At 37.4% G+C, this 20,604-nt stretch carries 25 protein-coding genes; 14 read left to right on the top strand and 11 right to left on the bottom strand.

All coding sequences use genetic code 11. From position 1 onward, the window contains the following. Positions 1-6 precede the first annotated feature (6 nt). Entirely contained in the window at positions 7-525 is a 519-nt protein-coding gene (locus AC04QZ_RS05230) for a thioredoxin family protein (RefSeq protein ID WP_478356858.1), read from the bottom strand. A gap of 115 nt (positions 526-640) precedes the next feature. Here AC04QZ_RS05230 and AC04QZ_RS05225 point away from each other — a divergent pair, with 115 nt between their 5' ends. Continuing rightward, positions 641-1,180, top strand: a complete 540-nt coding sequence (locus AC04QZ_RS05225; RefSeq protein ID WP_478356857.1) for a DUF2892 domain-containing protein — start codon at positions 641-643, stop codon at positions 1,178-1,180. 29 nt (positions 1,181-1,209) lie between these two features. On the opposite strand, the gene AC04QZ_RS05220 is transcribed toward AC04QZ_RS05225, so the two are convergent. After that, positions 1,210-1,434: a hypothetical protein gene (locus AC04QZ_RS05220; protein WP_478356856.1), complete on the bottom strand. Its 225-nt coding sequence runs from the start codon at positions 1,432-1,434 to the stop codon at positions 1,210-1,212. A gap of 116 nt (positions 1,435-1,550) precedes the next feature. Next, complete coding sequence (locus AC04QZ_RS05215) at positions 1,551-2,048, bottom strand: YdeI/OmpD-associated family protein (protein ID WP_478356855.1); 498 nt, start codon at positions 2,046-2,048, stop codon at positions 1,551-1,553. A 185-nt stretch (positions 2,049-2,233) separates the two neighbouring features. Between AC04QZ_RS05215 and AC04QZ_RS05210 the strand changes: the two genes are divergently transcribed. Beyond that, on the top strand, positions 2,234-2,788 hold the full coding sequence (locus tag AC04QZ_RS05210; RefSeq protein ID WP_086546687.1) for a pyridoxamine 5'-phosphate oxidase family protein: 555 nt from the start codon (positions 2,234-2,236) through the stop codon (positions 2,786-2,788). Between the two features lie 118 nt (positions 2,789-2,906). Here the strand turns inward: AC04QZ_RS05210 and AC04QZ_RS05205 are convergent, their stop codons facing one another. The 4 genes from AC04QZ_RS05205 to AC04QZ_RS05190 all read right to left on the bottom strand — a co-directional run bounded on the left by AC04QZ_RS05205 (position 2,907) and on the right by AC04QZ_RS05190 (position 6,048). Continuing rightward, positions 2,907-3,119 carry a hypothetical protein gene (locus tag AC04QZ_RS05205; protein WP_057934006.1) on the bottom strand — a complete coding sequence of 71 codons (213 nt, stop codon included), beginning with the start codon at positions 3,117-3,119 and terminating at the stop codon, positions 2,907-2,909. A 137-nt stretch (positions 3,120-3,256) separates the two neighbouring features. Beyond that, entirely contained in the window at positions 3,257-4,966 is a 1,710-nt protein-coding gene (gene lysS / locus AC04QZ_RS05200) for a lysine--tRNA ligase (RefSeq protein ID WP_478356854.1), read from the bottom strand. 277 nt (positions 4,967-5,243) lie between these two features. After that, positions 5,244-5,570 carry an MGMT family protein gene (locus AC04QZ_RS05195; RefSeq protein WP_478356853.1) on the bottom strand — a complete coding sequence of 109 codons (327 nt, stop codon included), beginning with the start codon at positions 5,568-5,570 and terminating at the stop codon, positions 5,244-5,246. Between the two features lie 79 nt (positions 5,571-5,649). Further along, positions 5,650-6,048: a hypothetical protein gene (locus AC04QZ_RS05190; RefSeq protein WP_478356852.1), complete on the bottom strand. Its 399-nt coding sequence runs from the start codon at positions 6,046-6,048 to the stop codon at positions 5,650-5,652. Positions 6,049-6,335: 287 nt separating this feature from the next. Here AC04QZ_RS05190 and AC04QZ_RS05185 point away from each other — a divergent pair, with 287 nt between their 5' ends. Beyond that, entirely contained in the window at positions 6,336-7,025 is a 690-nt protein-coding gene (locus AC04QZ_RS05185) for a DUF2461 domain-containing protein (RefSeq protein ID WP_478356851.1), read from the top strand. A 75-nt stretch (positions 7,026-7,100) separates the two neighbouring features. On the opposite strand, the gene AC04QZ_RS05180 is transcribed toward AC04QZ_RS05185, so the two are convergent. From AC04QZ_RS05180 to AC04QZ_RS05165, 4 genes are all read right to left on the bottom strand, one after another. Further along, positions 7,101-9,017, bottom strand: a complete 1,917-nt coding sequence (locus AC04QZ_RS05180) for an AMP-dependent synthetase/ligase (RefSeq protein WP_478356850.1) — start codon at positions 9,015-9,017, stop codon at positions 7,101-7,103. A gap of 309 nt (positions 9,018-9,326) precedes the next feature. After that, entirely contained in the window at positions 9,327-9,653 is a 327-nt protein-coding gene (locus AC04QZ_RS05175) for a HesB/IscA family protein (RefSeq protein ID WP_025142623.1), read from the bottom strand. Positions 9,654-9,745: 92 nt separating this feature from the next. Further along, complete coding sequence (gene iscU, locus AC04QZ_RS05170; RefSeq protein ID WP_025142622.1) at positions 9,746-10,159, bottom strand: Fe-S cluster assembly scaffold IscU; 414 nt, start codon at positions 10,157-10,159, stop codon at positions 9,746-9,748. 120 nt (positions 10,160-10,279) lie between these two features. Next, on the bottom strand, positions 10,280-11,491 hold the full coding sequence (locus AC04QZ_RS05165; RefSeq protein ID WP_086546681.1) for an IscS subfamily cysteine desulfurase: 1,212 nt from the start codon (positions 11,489-11,491) through the stop codon (positions 10,280-10,282). Positions 11,492-11,608: 117 nt separating this feature from the next. On the opposite strand from AC04QZ_RS05165, the gene mce reads away from it, so the two are divergent. The 11 genes from mce to AC04QZ_RS05110 all read left to right on the top strand — a co-directional run bounded on the left by mce (position 11,609) and on the right by AC04QZ_RS05110 (position 20,180). Further along, the gene (mce, locus tag AC04QZ_RS05160) at positions 11,609-12,016 is read left to right on the top strand and encodes a methylmalonyl-CoA epimerase (RefSeq protein ID WP_478356849.1); all 408 of its coding nucleotides are present in this window, start codon (positions 11,609-11,611) and stop codon (positions 12,014-12,016) included. A gap of 312 nt (positions 12,017-12,328) precedes the next feature. Continuing rightward, complete coding sequence (locus tag AC04QZ_RS05155) at positions 12,329-12,613, top strand: hypothetical protein (RefSeq protein WP_478356848.1); 285 nt, start codon at positions 12,329-12,331, stop codon at positions 12,611-12,613. A 237-nt stretch (positions 12,614-12,850) separates the two neighbouring features. Further along, positions 12,851-13,099, top strand: a complete 249-nt coding sequence (locus AC04QZ_RS05150) for a type B 50S ribosomal protein L31 (protein WP_025142617.1) — start codon at positions 12,851-12,853, stop codon at positions 13,097-13,099. A 72-nt stretch (positions 13,100-13,171) separates the two neighbouring features. Beyond that, on the top strand, positions 13,172-14,338 hold the full coding sequence (locus AC04QZ_RS05145) for a putative sugar nucleotidyl transferase (protein WP_478356847.1): 1,167 nt from the start codon (positions 13,172-13,174) through the stop codon (positions 14,336-14,338). 76 nt (positions 14,339-14,414) lie between these two features. Then, on the top strand, positions 14,415-15,176 hold the full coding sequence (gene tpiA, locus AC04QZ_RS05140; protein WP_478356846.1) for a triose-phosphate isomerase: 762 nt from the start codon (positions 14,415-14,417) through the stop codon (positions 15,174-15,176). After that, the gene (prmA, locus tag AC04QZ_RS05135; RefSeq protein WP_086546677.1) at positions 15,177-16,019 is read left to right on the top strand and encodes a 50S ribosomal protein L11 methyltransferase; all 843 of its coding nucleotides are present in this window, start codon (positions 15,177-15,179) and stop codon (positions 16,017-16,019) included. A gap of 117 nt (positions 16,020-16,136) precedes the next feature. Then, positions 16,137-17,489: a UDP-N-acetylmuramate--L-alanine ligase gene (locus AC04QZ_RS05130; protein ID WP_478356845.1), complete on the top strand. Its 1,353-nt coding sequence runs from the start codon at positions 16,137-16,139 to the stop codon at positions 17,487-17,489. Positions 17,490-17,512: 23 nt separating this feature from the next. Next, complete coding sequence (locus AC04QZ_RS05125; protein WP_478356844.1) at positions 17,513-18,178, top strand: hypothetical protein; 666 nt, start codon at positions 17,513-17,515, stop codon at positions 18,176-18,178. Positions 18,179-18,326: 148 nt separating this feature from the next. Continuing rightward, positions 18,327-18,647: a helix-turn-helix domain-containing protein gene (locus tag AC04QZ_RS05120; RefSeq protein WP_478356843.1), complete on the top strand. Its 321-nt coding sequence runs from the start codon at positions 18,327-18,329 to the stop codon at positions 18,645-18,647. 119 nt (positions 18,648-18,766) lie between these two features. Then, on the top strand, positions 18,767-19,246 hold the full coding sequence (locus tag AC04QZ_RS05115) for an Lrp/AsnC family transcriptional regulator (protein WP_086546673.1): 480 nt from the start codon (positions 18,767-18,769) through the stop codon (positions 19,244-19,246). A gap of 4 nt (positions 19,247-19,250) precedes the next feature. Further along, the gene (locus AC04QZ_RS05110) at positions 19,251-20,180 is read left to right on the top strand and encodes an EamA family transporter (RefSeq protein WP_478356842.1); all 930 of its coding nucleotides are present in this window, start codon (positions 19,251-19,253) and stop codon (positions 20,178-20,180) included. The last annotated feature ends 424 nt before the right edge of the window (positions 20,181-20,604 follow it).

The following is a 20,604-nucleotide window of genomic DNA, read 5'->3' as shown; positions in this document are numbered from 1 at the left end:
AAAAGTTTAAGATTTTTTCTTGTAAATAGCTAACAGATCACCTTCAAGGGTTGTTTTCGCACCCTCTATAATTCTCCCAAGCTCTTTTCCTTTTTTATCAAAAACAATAAAAGTTGGTACCCTAACAATATCCAGACCATCTATAATGCCGTTTTCAGCTTTTTTATTTCCGTCAACCGCAATAATTTCTACGTTTTTCTCTTTAAAGTGTAAGGCGTCTAAAATTTTAAAGAAGTTTGGAACGTTTGCTTTACTGTCGCCACACCAGGTGCCTAAAACAATTTTGATTTTTTCGTTTTTAACCAGTTTTTTCAGTTCAATCAGGGTAGCTGCATCCGGTACATATGCTGCGTAAAGTGGATCGTACATTTCTTTGAACTCAGGAAAGGTTGTAATGCCCTCACGTGTACAAGCATTAATTAATATGTCTTTGTTGTGGACTTGATCGTGTATTTTTTTATTAACATCTTGTGCAGAAACATTCATTGCAAGTACGATTAGGGTTATGGATAAGAGGATTTTCATAATTACGAGATGGTTTTTTTGAGCTTTTAAATTTTTAATGAAATTATTGTTTTAAAATCTAATTTCTGCCATTTAAACACGATATTTGCAAAAAAAAATAATTAGAATAAAATTTATGCCAAATATTATCAGATTAATTGCGGGGTTTGCTTTACTGGGTGGCGCAGTAGCTTTATTTATTTTCGGTTTCTGGCCATGGGGCATTGTTGCCATTTTACTGGGGATAATTGTACTGGTAACTTATTTCTTTAATGAAAACATGCTTTTAGCACAATGGTTCCTTAGAAAAGATAACATGCCTAAAGCAAAAATGTTTTTAGACCGTATTACGAATTACGAAACGCAGTTGATTAAAGTTCAACATGGTTATTATAACTTATTAATCGGGTTAATTGAAAGCAGAACAGCGCCCATGCAGAGTGAGAAATATTTCAAAAAATCGCTTGCATTAGGTATGCAGATGGATCATAACATTGCTTTGGCAAAATTAAGTTTAGCGGGTATTGCAATGGCTAAACGTAACAAACGCGAAGCAACCATGTATCTTGCTGAAGCGAAAAAAGCAGATAAAAATAAATTACTGGCCGATCAGATTAAACAAATGAAAGATCAGATGGGCATGATGGATAAGCAACAGCATGTTCGTTACAGATAGTAACTGATTACATCGTATATAGAGCCATTTCAGATTTGAGATGGCTTTTTTGTATTATTTAGTTTTGTGTGGTCTTTTTTGATTTGAAAACGGGAGGGTTGTGTTTCTTCGCAAGCGGCAGTCCTGCTATCCGCTTTACGCTCCCGACGAAGAACGGGATCGTGTTCGCTACTATCAGGTTTATAATGAAGAGGCTGTGCATAAAAAGCTTGGTTTTCAAAATATAAATCATTCTGAACAATAAAATTCGTCATTGCGATGAGGCTTTTTCAGCCGAGGAAGCAATCTTACTACTATGGGTTAGCGATTGTTATAAGATTGCTTTCCTGAAAAGTCGGAGCAGGCTGTCGTACCTCCATGACGAATCCTCTTACAAAGGGTCCCTTCCGATAAATCTTTCTTCACCCAACAGAAAACCGATTGCCTTTTTAACATTTTTCTCTACTGATTCTTCCGTTTTAAGGTTGGCGATGTAACGTATAATTTCTTTTTGCAAATAGGGTGCAAGGCCATCAAATATCGCTTTAGCTGCTTTACTTTCCGCCAGAGCTTCTTCCAGTTTCGGGTGCATGGTTATTGAACGCACTTCAGTATCAAATGCTATTTCGAAGATTGCGCTATCTCCAACATCTTTGCCTGCTGCTTTTCGCATTGGCGTATTCAGGTACAAACGCCAGTCGCCGGCATACTTTACCAGGGTTTGCTTAAACTCATGCCCATCAATTTTCATCGTAACCGGCAGCTGACCTTTGTCTTTCCCGGCCTGATGAAAAACATAGTTTAATACTTCTTCCGGCACAAATACAAAAGGATTAATGCCGATAATTTTAATTTCAGCTTTAAATGGTTGCGGTTTTTTGATATTCATTAATTAAAGATATTGCCTTTCATTAAAAAATCCATAACTACAGATCAATAAATCTATTATATGTGGCTGTGCTAAAACACTCATCGCTGAGCGCCTTTCGCTTTCCGCTCTCCGCCGTCCACTTTCCGCAAAAACTCAAAACCAAATTCTACTTTCCATTGTAGTTAATATAAAATCTTAATCCTATGGCAACATCACAAGAAGGGAGTACCAATAATACTCAGGAAGAAAATAATATTAAAGATTTGGACGGTAAAGCAGCCATCGAAAAACTGAGAACTTTAGCTGAAAAGGCTGAAAGCTGTTTTTTCTGTACCAATATTAAAACAGGCATACCTTTATCGGTAAGACCAATGGCTATTCAACAGGTTGATGATGAAGGGAATATCTGGTTTATGAGTATGAAAGACAGTCATAAAAATGAAGAGATTTCTACTGATCCTTTTACACATTTATTGTTCCAGGCTGGAGCACACTCAGGTTTTGTAAATATTTATGGAATTTCGGAAATCAGCAGGGATCAGGCCAAAATTGATGAACTTTGGAGTCCGTTTATTAAAACCTGGTTCCAGGGCGGGAAAGACGATCCGGATATTACCTTGATTAAGGTTATCCCTTCGGAGGGATATTACTGGGATACCAAACACGGCACTGCAGTAGCATTCTTAAAAATGGCAGCGTCGGTAATTACAGGAAAAACAATGGATGATTCTGTAGAGGGAACTTTAGAGGTAGATTAAATTTAACGTCATGCTGAATTTATTTTACAAGTAGAAATACTATTTTCAATTGTTTAGTAGCTACTTCGTGGTCAGCATCTTATAGACCCTGAAATAAATTCAGGGTGACGATTATCTATTATTTATCTCCTAAATAATCAAATCCTTCCAATTCTTCTCTTTGGGCTCTTTTGCTTAAGATATCTTCTTCTTCAGCTTGTACTCTTGAGAAAAATAAAGCTTCGGCCTGGATTCTTTTTATTAATTGGCGTACCAGCGTTAAATCAAAAGCATCTTTGCTTAATTTAATGCAGTATTCTCTTTCGTTGATTTCTAAACTTGATGTATTCATATCGCAATGATTTTTAATTATCGATTGCTGTAAATATAGAAAAGGCTTGCTAAACAATTGTTAGCAAGCCTTTTAAGTTTATGTTATGTTTTTGTTAAAATCAAATCCGTAATTCCCTTCTTGGGGCTCCGATTCGACTATTTATGCGATAGGAATAAACCATCATCCGTTTTAGAAACTTTCAGGATTCCTTTTGCGGTTAAAGCTTTTAAGGTTGTATCCCATTTTTTGTTACTCCAATCGGCCAGTTTGCCTTTTACTTCGGTTAACAAAGCTTGCTCGCCTTCTGAAACCAATGCATATAATTCTGTTTCTTCTGGTGTCATTTCTATTTTCTTTTTCTCCGGGCGCATCTGCGGGAAGAATAAAACTTCCTGGATGGTACTTTGATTGGTCATTAACATCACCAAGCGGTCAATACCAATACCCAAGCCTGAAGTTGGCGGCATACCATATTCCAGTGCACGAACAAAATCATCATCCATGGCCATCGCCTCATCATCTCCGCGGGCAGCTAATTTTAACTGATCTTCTAAACGCTCTTTTTGATCGATAGGGTCGTTTAATTCTGAATAAGCATTCGCAATCTCTTTACCGTTAACAAATAACTCAAAACGTTCTACCAGGCCTTCAGCAGTACGGTGCTTTTTAGCCAATGGCGTCATTTCGATAGGGTAGTCGGTAATGTAGGTTGGCTGGATTAAATTCGCTTCAACTTTAGCCCCGAAAATTTCATCAATTAATTTTCCACGGCCCATTGTATCATCTATTTCAATACCTAAATCTTTACAGGTTTGGGCAATTTCTTCTTCAGTCATCGCCGAAACATCAATTCCTGTATATTTTTGGATAGACTCGTACATGGTTAGTTTTTCGTACGGTCCTTCAAAATTAATTTCGTTAGCACCCACTTTAACTACACTTGCACCCGTTGTGGCAATCGCTACTTTTTCTAAACATTCTTCAACCATTGCCATCATCCAGATATAATCTTTGTAGGCCACGTAAATTTCCATTGAAGTAAATTCAGGGTTATGCGTACGGTCCATTCCTTCATTACGGAACATTTTACCGAATTCATATACACCATCAAAACCGGCAACGATTAATCTTTTTAAATATAGCTCGTTTGCAATACGCAAATAAAGCGGCATATCTAAAGTATTGTGGTGTGTGGCAAAAGGACGCGCTGCAGCACCACCATGGATAGGCTGCAGGATAGGGGTTTCCACTTCCATCCAACCCTGGTTATCAAAATAGTTGCGCATGGTGTTAATCACTTTGCTGCGTTTGATGAAGATCTGTTTAAAATCAGGGTTTACTGTTAAATCAACATAACGCATACGGTAACGTAATTCCGGATTGGTAAATCCATCGTATACATTACCTTCATCATCTCGTTTAACGATTGGTAAAGGACGTAGTGATTTAGAAAGCACCTTAAATTCGGTAACATGCACAGAAATTTCTCCTGTTTGTGTAGTGAATACGTATCCTTTAACCCCGATGAAATCGCCGATATCTAAAAGTTTTTTAAATACGGTGTTGTATAGGGTTTTATCATCACCAGGACAAAGTTCATCGCGCTTTAAGTAGATCTGAATTCTGCCGGTAGAATCCTGTAACTCCGTAAAAGAGGCCGCACCCATAATATTACGGCTCATAATTCTACCTGCTAATACTACCGTCTTGTATGCTGTCTTATCTACTTCATAATTAGCTAATATATCTGCAGCATATGCATTTACTTCATATGCTTCTGCAGGATAAGGCTCAATGCCTAACGCACGTAATTGTTTTAGCGACTCACGTCGTAATACTTCTTGTTCTGATAATCCTATACTCATTTCAGGTATTTTTTGCAAAAGTAATGCTTTTGCATTTTTTGTTATTGTTAAATTTTGGTGCTTTAATGAAAAAGAAATAATTAGCTGATTAAATTTTGAATTAATATTGGAAAAAATTCAATTTTCAGTACCAATTAGCTATCCATATAAAACCGATGGTTGCAAAGATAAGAAAGCTATTGTAATTACTAAATGCTTTATTCGATATAACATCGCATTTTAGGCTGTTAAACCCCATGAAATAAAAAGATGGATTATCAAACTTTACCCGTAATACTTATTCCATATCAACAAAAGGGTCCCAAAATACCTTTTTAAGGTTTTGAACTTTCAGGTTTTTAATTTCAACGCCTTCATTTTCCAGAAGTTCCTGTCTTTTAGCTGTTGATGATGGATCACCGCTGAGCAAGCCATTGCTACTGATTACCCTATAATAAGGCACCGGAGTTTGTGCTGCACCACAAGCGCCTATGGCTCTGGCCACCATTCTCGATAGGTTAGGCGCACCAATAGCTTTTGCAATTGCACCATATGAAGTGACCCTACCTTTGGGTATTTCTCTGGTTAAATCCCAAACCTGCTCAAAAAATAAATCGTGTTTCATGGTTTTCAGGCAAATGATACGTAAAACTATTAAATATATCAGACACTAATAATCAATAACAATCTTAAATTGTAAAGAATTAGCTATTCAACAGTGCAAATAAACTTACTTGCCTAAGAGAATTTCTTGCATTTTGCCTGATGATATAAACCCCCAAAATTACACTGGCTATAAAAAGGATGAAGCGGTTATGATCTATGGGGCAGTCTACAACAGCTGTAATGGTCACATTTTGCCCGGTGGTTACCCCATCTACAGTACATCCGCCCGGATAAGGGGTGCTGGCTGATATGGTGACTTCGCAAGAGTTGCCTCCAATAATATAATTGGTTAACATGCTGTAATGCCTGGATTGCGTTCCATCTGTGGAAGAATAGTCTGTAAAAACCCTTTCAGCACCTGAGTAAAAAACCTTGCAACCATAAGGGAAATCATCTGCGGAATGTGCTTTTTTTGAAAATAGTAATCCAAGAAGCATTAAAAATGCAGTTAAACATAGGGGACGGCGAGACATAATGTAATACAGTATTGGCTTATAAATGAACGATTAGCTGCTGCGTTAAAAAATATTACTTATGATGTAAGGTTTGATAGCCTAACAATATTCGATACAGGAATGTTTTATGAAATTTTATTTTTTTTAAATACTGAGCCATCCATGGTAAATGAGGGTAACCATTACAATTTTATGAATAAGTGATATGAATTTAGTGTTTTACAGATGTTATATTTGTTTGGAGATGAATTAGCCATTTTAAAAAAACTATGCCCGATATAACACAAATTCCACTTTCTAGTTTTGAGTTTTTACGGTTATTGAAAAATAACAATGAACGCGAATGGTTTAATGACCATAAAACTGCCTACCAGAAAGAACTGGTTTACATAGAATCTTTTGCACAGGATTTATTAGACCTCATGAATACCCATGATGTAATTGAAACACCTTCAGGAAAGAAAAGTTTATACCGGATTTATCGGGATACACGTTTTTCAAATGATAAAACGCCTTACAAAACGCATTGGAGTGGAAGTTTTAAACGGGCTGGCAAACAAAGAAGGGGAGGTTACTATTTCCATATCGAACCGGGTAATAGTTTTGTGGCTGGTGGCTTTTTCGGACCTTCTCCTCAGGATTTGAAATTGATAAGGGAAAATATAAGTTTTGATGCAGAACCGCTGAGAGCCATATTAAATGATAAAACTTTTATTTCTTCTTTCGAGGCTTTGAAAGGCGAACAATTGAAAACAGCTCCAAAGGGTTTTGACGGAGATCATCAGGATATCGATTTGCTGCGTTATAAACAGTTTTTGTTAGTTCATCGATTCACCGATCAGGAAGTTTTAAGTAAAGATTACTTATCGTATTGTAATCAGGAATTTAAAAACATGCGACCTTTCTTTGATTATATGAGCGAAATATTAACAACAGACGCAAATGGAATGGACCTGTAATTGATTTTTAAAAACGTTATAACGAAAAAAAAAAAGGTCATGATTACCAGATTAGTAATGATGACCCTTTTTTAATTATGATTCGGCTTCTATGCCTTCCTCATACATTTCGTTAATGGCTTCGGCATATTTCTTTTCTACAATACGGCGTTTAACTTTCATGGTAGGGGTAATTTCTCCCTCATCTATATTGAAAGGATTACGCTTGATCTTAAAGTTTTTAATGCGCTCAAATTTGGCCAGTTCGTTTGATATTTTTTTTATATCCTGTTCCATCCAATCCATAATTTCCTGATCGCGGATAAAAGGATCAGCTTCTTCGAAAAACGATGGTTTAAGTTTAAAGGTTTCTTCTAAAGTTTCTCTGTTCGGGATAATGATTGCTGTAATAAATTCACGTTTATCGCCAATTAAAAAAAGCTGATCAATTTTCGGGCTTTTCAGGTAAATGTTTTCTACCGGGGTAGGGTAAACATTTTTGCCGTAAGCATTTACGATCATGTTTTTTAAACGATCTGTAATCTGCAGATTTCCTTTATAAAAACGACCAATATCTCCCGTATGGAACCACATGTCTTTATCTATTGCTTCGGCGGTTTCGGCAGGTTTATTAAAATAACCTTTCATCACACAATGACCGCGAACAATAACTTCGCCTTCAGCACATTCAAATTCTTCGTTAAAGGTATTGTGCGTTTGAATACTGAGCATTTCTTTGCTTTCTACTTCTTGTATACCTACTTCAATACCCGGAATCACGCGGCCAACCGTGCCATAAACCTGTCTGTGGTATTCAGTCACCGACATCACCGGTGAGGTTTCTGTCAGGCCAAATCCTTCTAATATTTTAATGCCTAAATCGCCGAAAAACTCGCCAACATTTTTAGGTAATGCTGCACCACCCGAAATCATAAACTTTAAACGGCCACCTGTTTTCTCTTTAATTTTACTGAAAACCAGTTTCTCTGCTATTCCTTTTTTAGCCGATAAAATAAAGCCCGGATTTTTGCCGGCCTCTTTTGCTACACGGTATTTATTGCCTGTTTCTAAGGCCCAGGTAAATATTTTTGCTTTTGTACCTCCGCCTGCAGTTCCTCCTTTTATGGCTTTATCGTGTATACGTTCCAATAAACGCGGTACACAGCTCATTACCGTTGGACGGACTTCACCCATATTTTTGGCTAATAATTCTAAACTTTGTGCGAAGGCAATTTTACAGCCTTGGGCACAGCAAACATGATAAGTAGCTGTTCGCTCGAATACATGCGATAACGGTAAAAAAGAAAGAAAAGTTTCTGTTTGATCAATCACGGGGATCTGTTGTAAACAAACCTCCACATTCTTAACAAAGTTATAATGGGTAAGCATTACGCCTTTTGGCGTTCCTGTTGTTCCCGAAGTATAAATTAAAGAGGACACATCTTCAGGTAAAACTAAACTTCTGCATTGATCAATTTCGGCCCTTTCTGCTGCCGTAACCTGATGTTTAAGCGCCAGGATATCTGAAAAAGCAATTACTTCTACCTGTACATCTTTAGGAATAACAACTTTTTCGAAATCTTTAAAAGCCGGAATAATATATTTTAACTGTTTACAATTGGCTGCTACCTTTAGTACTTTACGGTATAAAAAGTTGTTCCCAACCAGAATGGCTTTTATACCCGAATCGTTAATGATGTAGGCTACTTCCTGTTCAGAAAGTGTAGGGTAAATAGATACGTTAATTACACCAATTTGCTGAATACCCTGATCATAATATACGTACTCAGGAGAATTCTCAATCATTAAGCCTAAACGGTCGCCTTTTTTTATTCCTTTTTCCAGGAAGAAGGCAGAAACAGCATCGGCTCTTTTTAAGGTATCTTCATAAGAAATTTCAGTCCATTCTGCACCTTGTTTATGGATTAAAAAGGTTTCCTGAGGTTTGTGGATGTTTTTAACAACATTCCGCAATAAGGTAGGAACAGTTGAAAACTCGTTTATTAATGGCATGCTCGTAATTTGGTTTCGCTAATTATAATTAACAATTATAAGGCTTTTTGGTTTAAAAATACAAATTGGCTTTTAAGTAGTTTTAAGGCGGTATTGATTTCAATGGGACCAACTTCGATGTCGTCATTTCGAGCGGAGCGCAACGAAGTCGAGAACTACGAATTACTCAGCGTTGCTAAATCTATCGGGATAGATCTCTCCGCTACAAGCGTTTCGGTCGAGATGATGTATCCTGTGAAAAACAAACCTCTTGAAACGCAAAAAAGGTTCCATAAATGAAACCTTTTTTTATAAGTTGTATCGACTCGATTAAACTGAAAAACTTTCGCCACAGCCACAGCTACGGCTGGCATTTGGGTTTATAAAGTTGAAACCTTTTCCATTTAAGCCATCGGTGAAATCGAGTTCAGTTCCGGCCAAATAAAGAAATGATTTCATATCCAAAGCAATTTTGATTCCTCTGTCTTCAAAAAACTGATCGCCTTTTTGTTCTTCGTTATCAAAATCTAAATTGTATGATAAACCCGAGCAACCACCACCTTTTACTGAAACACGTAAAAAGTAATCAGAACCCATTTCCGAATCCTGCATTAAGTGGGTGATTTTTTCTTTTGCTTTATCTGTTATCGTAATCATAATAGTGTCAAGATAATAGTATCAAGTATCAAGATTGCAATCAAGTCGACATTTAATCTCGATACTTGACTCTTTAATACTTGTTACTGGTATTAGTGGTGCGATTTTTCTAATACAATTGCCTCTAAGCCATTTTTAACGCGGTAATCGTTAATAGCCGATTTAATTGCATCTTCTGCTAAAACTGAGCAGTGAATTTTTACTGGAGGTAAAGCCAATTCTTCAACAATATCCATGTTATCGATAGATAAAGCCTCGTCAATTGTTTTTCCTTTTAACCATTCTGTAGCTAAAGAAGAAGAAGCAATAGCCGAACCACAACCAAATGTTTTAAATTTAGCATCAGTGATGACGTTATCTTCTCCAACTTCAATCTGTAAACGCATTACGTCGCCACACTCAGGCGCACCAACTAGTCCTGTTCCTACAAATTTGCTGTCTTTATTTAAAGTACCTACGTTACGTGGGTTATTGTAATGGTCAATTACTTTTTCTGAATATGCCATGATTTTATTTTTTTAATCTCCTTACGGAGCAATTTTTTTAATTAATTTTCAGTTTGGCGATTTGCGTAAGGCGTTTGGCGATTAACCTTCTACCTTAAGCCTTCCAGCCCTCTACCTTTTTTAGTGTTCTGCCCACTCAATTTTACTCAAGTCGATTCCTTCTTTAAACATTTCCCAAAGCGGAGAAAGTTCTCTTAAGTGATTAACCGCTTTTTGAGTTACTTCAATGGCCTGATCAATTTCTGCTTCCGTAGTAAACCTTCCTAAACCATAACGGATCGAAGAGTGTGCCAAATCATCAGATAAACCTAAGCTTTTTAAAACATATGATGGTTCTAATGATGCTGAAGTACAAGCCGATCCTGAAGATACCGCTAAATCACTCATCGCCATCATTAAACCTTCACCTTCAACATATTTGAAAGAGATATTGGCTACGTGTGGTAAACGGTGTTGTGTATTACCATTAACATAACTCTCTTCCATTTTGTTCAAAGTAGTTTCTAACTTATCGCGTAAAGCTGATAAACGAACTGATTCGCTTTCCATTTCTAAACGACAAAGTTCACAGGCTTTACCTAAACCTACAATACCCGGAACGTTTAACGTACCCGAACGCATTCCGCGCTCATGGCCACCACCATCCATTTGTGCAGTAACTTTAACCCTTGGGTTTTTACGACGAACGTAAAGTACCCCAACACCTTTCGGTCCATACATTTTATGTGCCGAGAAAGCCATTAAGTCAATACCATCAGCATTTACATCAACCGGGATTTTACCAACTGCCTGCGTAGCATCAGTCATAAATAAAGCACCATGTTTGTGCGCAATTGCTGCAATTTCTTTAACGGGTTGAATTACACCGATTTCGTTGTTGCCATACATAATCGAAACTAAAATCGTTTCAGGAGTCATAGCAGCTTCTAATTCGGCTAAATCAATTAAACCGTCTTCTTTGACGCCTAAATAAGTTACACGTGCACCGTTTTTCTCCAGGTGTTTGCAAGTATCTAAAACCGCTTTATGTTCAGTAACCGCAGTAATAATGTGGTTACCTTTTTCTTTGTACATTTCAAATACACCTTTAATAGCCAGGTTATCGGCTTCGGTAGCACCTGATGTAAAAATAATTTCTTTTTCAGTACAGCCGATTAGTTTGGCTACCTGCTCACGGGCATAATCTACACCCTCTTCAGCCACCCAGCCAAACGCGTGATTACGACTTGCGGCATTTCCAAATTTCTCTGTAAAGTAAGGTAGCATTGCTTCCAACACCCTCGGATCTAACGGGGTTGTAGCATTATTATCTAAATATATCGGCTGTTTCATCTCTATTCTGTTAATTATAACACAAAGATACGAAAAAACTTATTTAACAATTATAAATAATAGCTATGACCTTATAGAGAAAAGCCGCATTTTTACATTCACATAACCTTATAATCTATGAATAAGATAGAACACATCGGCATCGCGGTAAAAGACCTTAACAGTTCTATAGCTATTTATCAGAAACTATTGAACACCGATTGCTATAAAACAGAGCAAGTTGCATCCGAATTTGTAAATACGGCTTTCTTTAAAACCGGCGAAAATAAGGTAGAGCTGCTGCAGGCCACGGCTCCAGATAGTGCAATTGCTAAATTTATCGAAAAAAAAGGAGAGGGGATTCACCATATCGCTTTTTTGGTTGATGACATTCTTGCCGAAATGGAACGTTTGCATCAAGAAGGATTTGTGTTGCTTAGCGAGTCGCCTAAAAAAGGAGCAGATAATAAAATGGTGTGTTTTGTGCATCCAAAAGATATCAATGGTGTACTGATTGAGATCTGCCAGGAAATTAAATGGGTATAAGGAGGGAGGATGGAAGAGGTAAGATGGGAAATGGCTTAACTCGGGCGTCACCCTGAACCGAGCCTTAGCGAGCTCACCGAAGGTAATTTATTTCAGGGTCTTTTGAAAACGAATGGTTCCGTATTCCATAGCCCTTTCAGTCCTGCTGTACACTTTAGTCCCTCTTTTCAATCGGGAGCTGTCGTTTCCATCAGGTTTATTTAACTTTGTGCTGCGGTGCTTGGTGAGGTAGGGAAGTGTATATCAGATAAGCATGCGCTTAATCAATTGTTCCCGTTGGTTTTAATCAACGGATTTAAAAATATCTATTCAGTGAGCGATATACCATCTGTGATCAAAATTATCAGCAAAGATTTTGATATCGAAGATAATCTTTCCGAAAATCAATTGCGTAATGCCATGGTTGATGCCTTTGCTTATTTAATTGACAACGATTTTCCTAAACTGATCCAGATCTTATATAAGGCAGATGTAGATCAGTATAAGCTAAAAGAACTGCTGGAAACCGTAGAAGGCTTAAGCTCCGCTGAAGTAATTGCCGATGCCTATATTGCCCGCCAAAAGGCTAAAGTAGAAACCTGGAAGAAGTATAGTTAGGTTTCGTAATTTGCAGCCATAAGAATAGGTGGTAAATTGCTTTCTGAAAATTAAAACTGTTTAAAACATATAGAATATTTTGTTTTGATGGCTTGATTTTTAAAAAATAATTTAATACATTTGCATCCTCTAAAATAGAGGTAGAAAGACTAATAGGAAATGTCATAAGCGTTGTTGCCAGCAAATTGCAAGAATGTTCTTGATGCTTTCACACAAATAACTAAAAATAATATTCAAATGAAAAAAGATTTGCACCCAACAAGCTACAGACCAGTTGTTTTTAAAGACATGTCTAACGAGTATGCTTTCTTAACAAAATCTTGCGTAGATACTAAAGAAACAATTAAATGGGAAGATGGTAACGAGTATCCTCTTTACAAATTAGAGATTTCTCACACTTCTCACCCTTTTTATACTGGTAAAATGAAATTGGTTGATACAGCAGGACGTATCGATAAATTCAAAAACCGTTACGCTAAGAAATAATTTTAGCAACAAAAAGCATTTTTTGAAGTCCCTTTGCCAAAAGCATCGGGACTTTTTTTATTTTTGTTGCTTATGACAATCAATCTATTTGATGATGCTTCCTGGATGTCTCTACGTCCACTTACGTTTACCAGGCCTGTGGCCGATTTACGCATTGGTATTTTAACCATCGCAGAGAAATGGGCTAAGTATTTAAAAGCCGATTTCGGTTTCCAAACTCAAGATTACCTCTCTGTAAAGTTTGCGCCCAAACCAAATGCCGATTTATTTATAAATGGCTCCGTTTGTCCCGATGAGGCTTTACTTAATGCCGTAACAGGCATTAAAGCGGGTGAGGTACTTTATCAAAGAGATGTGATTATTGCGTATAGCTCAGATCAGCATGATTTAGCATCGGTTAAATCATTAAAGCCGGTTGAATATAAAAGTGATTTTATACAGATTGTTTATCCGGAGCATATTTTTGGGAATAATCCAGGTGAGATCAGAAAAGATTTTAAACTGTTAACCGAAGGACGCAGCTCAGCAAAGATCAGTAGTACCAACCAATTGCTGGGTGATGATGTTTTCTTTGAAGAAGGCGCTAAAGCCGAATGTAGTGTGCTAAACAGCACTATCGGGCCTATTTACATCGGTAAAAATGCTGAGGTATGGGAAGGGAGTTTAATCAGGGGATCTTTTGCGCTTGGCGAGAACTCATCAATAAAAATGGGTGCTAAAATATATTCCGGTACTACCATTGGCCCTAATAGCCGTGCCGGAGGCGAAATTAACAATTCGGTCATTTGGGGCAATTCGGCCAAAGGCCACGAAGGTTATTTGGGCAATTCGGTAATGGGAGAGTGGTGTAATATTGGTGCCGATACAAACAACTCGAATTTAAAAAACAACTATGCCGAAGTAAAACTTTACGATTATGAAGGCAAAAAAATGCGCAATACCAATCTGCAGTTCTGTGGTTTAATTATGGCCGATCATGCTAAATCAGGCATAAATACCATGTTTAATACTGGCAGTGTGGTTGGCACTGGTGCGAATGTTTTTGGGGCGGGTTTCCCCCCACACCATATTCCTGATTTTAGCTGGGGTGGCGCCAGCGGTTTCGATACCTATAAATTGAATAAAATGTTCGAAACAACCGAAAAGGTATTTGCCCGGAAAAATATAGCTTTTGATGAAGTAGAAAAGGATATTATTACCAAAGTATTTGAATTAACTGAATCGTATAGACGATTTTAAATAAGTTGAAAGGTTGAAATGTCTCAGCGTTTGAACATTCCAACTTTAAAACATTCTAACATTAAAATAACACAAAATGAGAAAAAAGATTGTTGCCGGTAACTGGAAAATGAACTTAGATTACAATGAAGGTGTTTCGTTGTTCAGCGAAATCGTAAATATGGTTAAAGATGAGCGCAAAGGCGATCAGCTGGCTATTATTTGCTCACCGTTTATTCATTTAAACAGCTTGGCAAAATTGGGTGGTAACGATGTTAAAATTGGCGCTCAAAACATTAGTGATAAAGAAAGCGGAGCATATACTGGCGAAACTTCGGCTAAAATGGTAAAATCTGTTGGCGCAGAATACGTTATTTTAGGTCACTCAGAGCGCAGGCAATATTTTGCTGAAAGCGATGCTTTATTGGCTGAAAAAACTAAAGTTGCTTTGGCGAATGGTTTAACACCAATTTTCTGTATCGGCGAAACTTTAGATGAGCGTAACAACGGCAGTTATTACGAAGTATTAAAAAAACAATTGGTAGAAGGTATTTTTAGTTTAGCTGAAGCAGACTTTAAAAAACTGGTTATTGCTTACGAGCCAGTTTGGGCTATCGGTACAGGTTTAACTGCTTCACCAGAGCAGGCACAAGATATTCATGCTTTTATCCGGAGTGAAATTCAGGCTAACTATGGTTTTAATGTAGCTGATGATACCACTATTTTATACGGTGGCAGCTGTAACCCAAGCAACGCTGCAAGCTTATTTTCTCAAAACGATATTGATGGTGGCCTAATTGGTGGTGCATCATTAAAATCACGCGATTTTACAGATATTATTAAAGCATTAAACAGCTAAATGCAATACATTAAAGCAATATTTACATTCAAAAGTATCGAAGACTATCAACAGGATTTGCTTATCAGCGATCTTGCCGATTTAGGCTTCGATACTTTCGAAGATAGTGAGGGTGGTTTTACGGCTTTTGTCATCAAGGATAATTTTAATGAGCAGGAATTAAAAGATCTCCTGGCGAACTATAGTGAAGAGTTTACAACAGCGTATACCTTAGAAGATGTTGCCGACGAAAACTGGAATGCCGAATGGGAGAAAAATTTTAGTCCGCTGATTATTGATGATGTGTGTTATGTGCGAGCCACCTTTCATGAGCCACAGCCATCATATCCATACGAGATTGTAATCGATCCTAAAATGGCTTTCGGTACCGGTCATCATCAAACGACTACAATGGTGATGCAGTATATTTTAGCTGCCGATTTAAAGGATAAAAATATCCTCGATATGGGCTGTGGAACCGGTATTTTGGCCATTCTGGCTGCGAAACTAGGTGCTAAAAGTTTAATGGCTATCGATTATGATGATATCTGTTATGAAAGTACGGTAGAAAATGCTGCACTTAACCAGGTAGATAATTTAAAGGCACTTTGTGGCAGTAAAGAGGTGATTCCTAACGAAGAATACGATGTCATCTTTGCCAACATCAATAGAAATATCCTGCTTGACCAGATTCATCGTTATGCCGAGGTATTGAAGGCAGGAGGCAAAATTTTCTTCAGTGGATTTTATTTAGATCCTGATTTAGGAATGATTACCGCTGAATGTGCGAAATACGGCATCAAATACGTTGATCATAAACAAAATGGCGATTGGGTTGCGGCTCAATTTGAAAAGAAGGTTTAAGGTGAAAGGTTTAGGGTTTAAGGCTTAAACGCCATACGCAAACCGCCAAACGCTGTCAAAGGCGTAAGAAGTAGGGAGTTTTCTCACATCTCATGTCTCAAATCTAAAATAAAAAATATGCGCATACATTTTATTGCGATTGGCGGAAGTGCAATGCATAACCTGGCCATCGCCTTACATAAAAAAGGGTATCAGATTTCGGGTTCTGATGATGTGATTTTCGAACCAGCAAAATCCCGTTTGGATAAATATGGTTTATTGCCTGCCGAAATGGGCTGGGATGAAAACCGCATTTCAAATGATCTGGATGCTGTAATTTTAGGGATGCATGCCCGCATTGATAATCCAGAGTTACTGAAAGCACAAGAATTAGGTGTTAAAATCTATTCTTATCCCGAATACATTTACGAACAAAGTAAAAATAAATTACGCGTGGTAATTGGCGGTAGTCATGGTAAAACAACCATTACCAGCATGATTTTGCATGTGCTGAATTATTACAAACGCGATTTCGATTATCTGGTTGGTGCACAGCTGGCTGGTTTCGAAACGATGGTGAAAGTTACGGAAGAAGCGCCTGTGATGATTATAGAGGGTGATGAATATTTATCCTCACCAATTGATAGAAGACCTAAGTTTCATCTTTATAAAGCCAATGTTGCCGTAATTAGTGGTATTGCATGGGATCACATTAATGTTTTTCCAACCTATGCCGATTATACTTCGCAGTTTGACAAATTTATTGATACGATTGAGGAGAATGGAACTTTAATTTATTGTAAAGCAGATGCCGATCTGAATGAAATTGTAACACAATCAAAAGCCAATATCTCAAAAATTGCTTATGCCATTCCGGCGCATGAAATCAGAAATGGAATCACGTATTTGCTTCCTGAAGAAACGGCTTTAAAAATATTCGGCGACCATAATCTGATGAATTTAAATGCAGCAAAATTGGTGTGCAAACAGTTAGATATCAGTGAAAAAGAATTTGATGCGGCCATTTCCTCATTTACAGGTGCAGCTAAACGTTTAGAAGTCATCTCAGCTGATGAATCGACCAACGTTTATAAAGATTTTGCACATTCACCATCAAAATTAAAAGCCACGATTGATGCGGTTAAAGGACAGTTTGCTAATCGTAAATTAGTAGCCTGTATTGAATTGCATACTTTTAGCAGTTTGAACAAAGATTTCCTGAAAGAATATACCGGCGCAATGGATAAAGCCGATGAAGCGATTGTATTCATCGATATTAAATCTTTCGAGCAAAAACGCATGGAGCCTTTTTCTGAAGATGATGTTCAGCAGGCATTTGCCAATCCAAAACTGAAGTTTTTTAATGATGCAGCAAAGTTAAAAGCTTATTTATTAGGTCTGAATTACAAGGATGCTAATTTATTGATGATGAGCTCTGGTAATTATGCGGGATTCGATCTGCCTGAACTGGCTGGTGAATTGCGTAAATAGGTGTTGCGATAATAACCAGTTATATGAAAAAAACACTAACGTTTTTGGTAGCAATTGTATCAACAATAGTGTTTGGACAAGTTGAACAACGGGAAAATCCTTCTGATTTTTTACCAAAAGGCTATGTGGTTTTTGAAAAAATAAATGGCGACTTGAATAAAGATGGTCGGGAAGACTGTGTTCTTCTCATCAAGGCAACAGATAAAAGAAAAATTGTTACAGACAAATATCGTGGAAAGCTAGACCGTAACCGAAGAGGTATCATAATTCTGTTCAACAAAAAAAAGTATTATGAACTAGCAGTAAAAAACTATGATTGTTTTTCTTCAGAAAATGAAGATGGTGGGGTTTATTTTGCGCCTGAACTTTCTATTGAAATTAAAAAAGGAAATTTGTATGTTCAATATGGGCACGGTAGGTATGGCTATTGGCAATATACTTTTAGGTATCAAAATTCAGGTTTTGAATTGATAGGTTATAACGCAAGCAACGGTGGTGCTGTAATCGACAGCGAAATTAGTATTAACTTTTTAACTAAAAAGAAGCAGGAAAAAGTAAATACAAATGAAAATGCTCAGGGTGGTGATGAAGTTTTTAAAGAAAAATGGAGCAAGATAAAGTTAAACAGAATGATTAATTTGAAAGAAATTAAAAATTTTGATGAACTTGATACGATGTATTCTCAATAATAACGCATTAATAGGTCTAATAAAAGTAGTGATTTAGCACTTACATAAAATTTTGTATTGATAATCCCGATATTTGTCAAGTCGAATGTGAGATTTGTGAAGAATCCTTTTAGTCAAATCTCATATCTAACACCTCAAATCTACCCCAATGAAAAGCATCGGAGATCACATTAAACAAAGCAGGCTGGCCTTAGGTTTAAGTCAGGCTGATGCCGCTAAAAAGCTAAATATTTCTACTCCGGCTTTCTGTAAAATCGAGACGGGTCAAACCGATCTCAATATCTCCCGTTTATTCCAGATTTCCAAAACATTTAAGGTTCCGGTTATGCAGCTGATTGCCGGGCAATCAGGAGGATCTAATTCATCTGAAGAATTAACCGCGCTTAAAAAAGAACTGATCGAAAAAGAAGAGGAAATTAACAAACTCCGCAAAAAGGTGATCGATCTGTATGATAAACTTGGAATATAAAATGCGGTTAATCTGTTGTTTTGCCGACTAATTATCATATTAAAATTATATTAAAGAATAAAATTCATATTTATTTAAAATATTTTGAATTTTATTCTAATAATTTATAGTTTTATAGAATGGTAATCGAAAACAATTTTAGCCTGGATCATGTCGATCTGGCTATACTCAGACTTATGCAGGATAATGCGCGGATCTCGAATGTAGATTTAGCGAAGGCATTGGATCTGGTTCCATCAGCTGTGCTGGAACGGGTAAAGAAGTTGGAAAAGAAGAATGTAATTACCCAATATAATGCCCGGATAAATCCTGTGGCGCTCGATTTAAAATTACTGGCCTTTATTTCGATGAAATCATCTCAAAGTTTAGGCTGTAGTGATACGGCAAACGAGCTGGCAAAAATACCTGATGTGCAGGAAGTGCACGTCATTGCAGGGGACGATTGCTTTCTGATTAAGGTGAGGACAGCAGATTCGGCCTCATTAATGGCTTTACTGCGGGATGAATTTAGTAAGATTCCGAATATTTTATCGGTTAAAACCACAATTGTGCTGGAGACCGTAAAAGAGCAACAAAAATTAGTAATTCCTGAAAAATAAAAACATGGCAAATTTAAATAAAACAGCATCTCCGGTAATGGTTTACCTCGCATTTGCTATTGTATATATCGTATGGGGTTCAACTTACTTTTTCATTCAAAAGGCCCTGGTTGGTTTTCCGCCTTTTATTTTAGGTGCATTCCGTTTTTCTATTGCAGGAGTGCTCATGTTAACCTGGTGCAAGATTAAGGGCGAAGACATTTTTAACCTGAAAACCATTAAAATTGCTGCAGTAAGTGGTATTTTAATGTTAGGCCTGGGTAATGGAATCGTTATCTGGGTAGAGCAGTTTATCCCCAGTGGTTTAGTGGCCATTATGGTGGCCTCAGCAGCCATATGGTTCGTTATTTTAGATAAATCACATTGGAAAGAAAACCTGAGTAATAAGTATATCGTTTCGGGTTTAGTGATTGGCTTTTTAGGGGTGGTGCTCTTATTTGGCAACCAGATCGTGCAAGCGCTTGATAAACCTCAAAGTAACCTGCAGGTTATAGGCATGGTATTACTTGTTTTTGGACCAATAGCCTGGGCTGGGGGATCGCTTTATTCGAAATATCATCCCGCTACCGGTAGTTCGGTTTCGGTTAATACGGGCTGGCAGATGTTGATGGCCAGTCTGGCTTTTTTGCCCGGAGGATTTTTCAAATCTGAGTTTAAATTACTCGATTGGGGCAGCATACCGCTTGATGCCTGGTTATCGATTATTTACCTTATCCTTTTTGGTTCAATTGCTGCCTTTAGTGCTTATGTATGGCTGCTTAAAGTGCGTCCGGCTACGCAGGTGAGTACCTATGCTTATGTAAACCCGGTAGTAGCGGTTTTGTTAAGTTTAACCTTTACCAATGAAGTGATTGGCTTAACTCAGGTGATTGGATTGGTGATTATTTTGGGAAGTGTGCTGTTGATTAATTTGCCGAAATATAAAAGCGCGTAGATTGTTTTTGAGAAAATATAGTCCTCGTTTGTAACGAGGATTAGCGGGATGCACATTTATAATGAGCAATGAGAAAGTTCCATGGCGATAAAATCGCCTTTCTCCTTCATCCTCGTTACAAACGAGGACGATGAAGATTATTTTGAGAAGTGTGCTTTTGATTAATTTGCCGAAATATAAAAGCACGTAGATTGTTTTTGAGAAAATATAGTCCTCGTTTGTAACGAGGATTAGCGGGATGCACATTTATAATGCGCAATGAGAAAGTTCCATGGCGATAAAATCGCCTTTCTCCTTCATCCTCGTTACAAACGAGGACGATGAGGTTATTTTGAGAAGTGTGCTCTTGATTAATTTGCCAAAATATAAAAGCGCGTAGATTGTTTTCGAGAAAATATAGTCCTCGTTTGTAACGAGGATTAGC

Source organism: Pedobacter folensis, assembly GCF_056490665.1.
The sequence above is the reverse complement of the archived record's forward strand: the minus strand, read 5'-3'. Positions and strand labels throughout refer to the sequence as shown.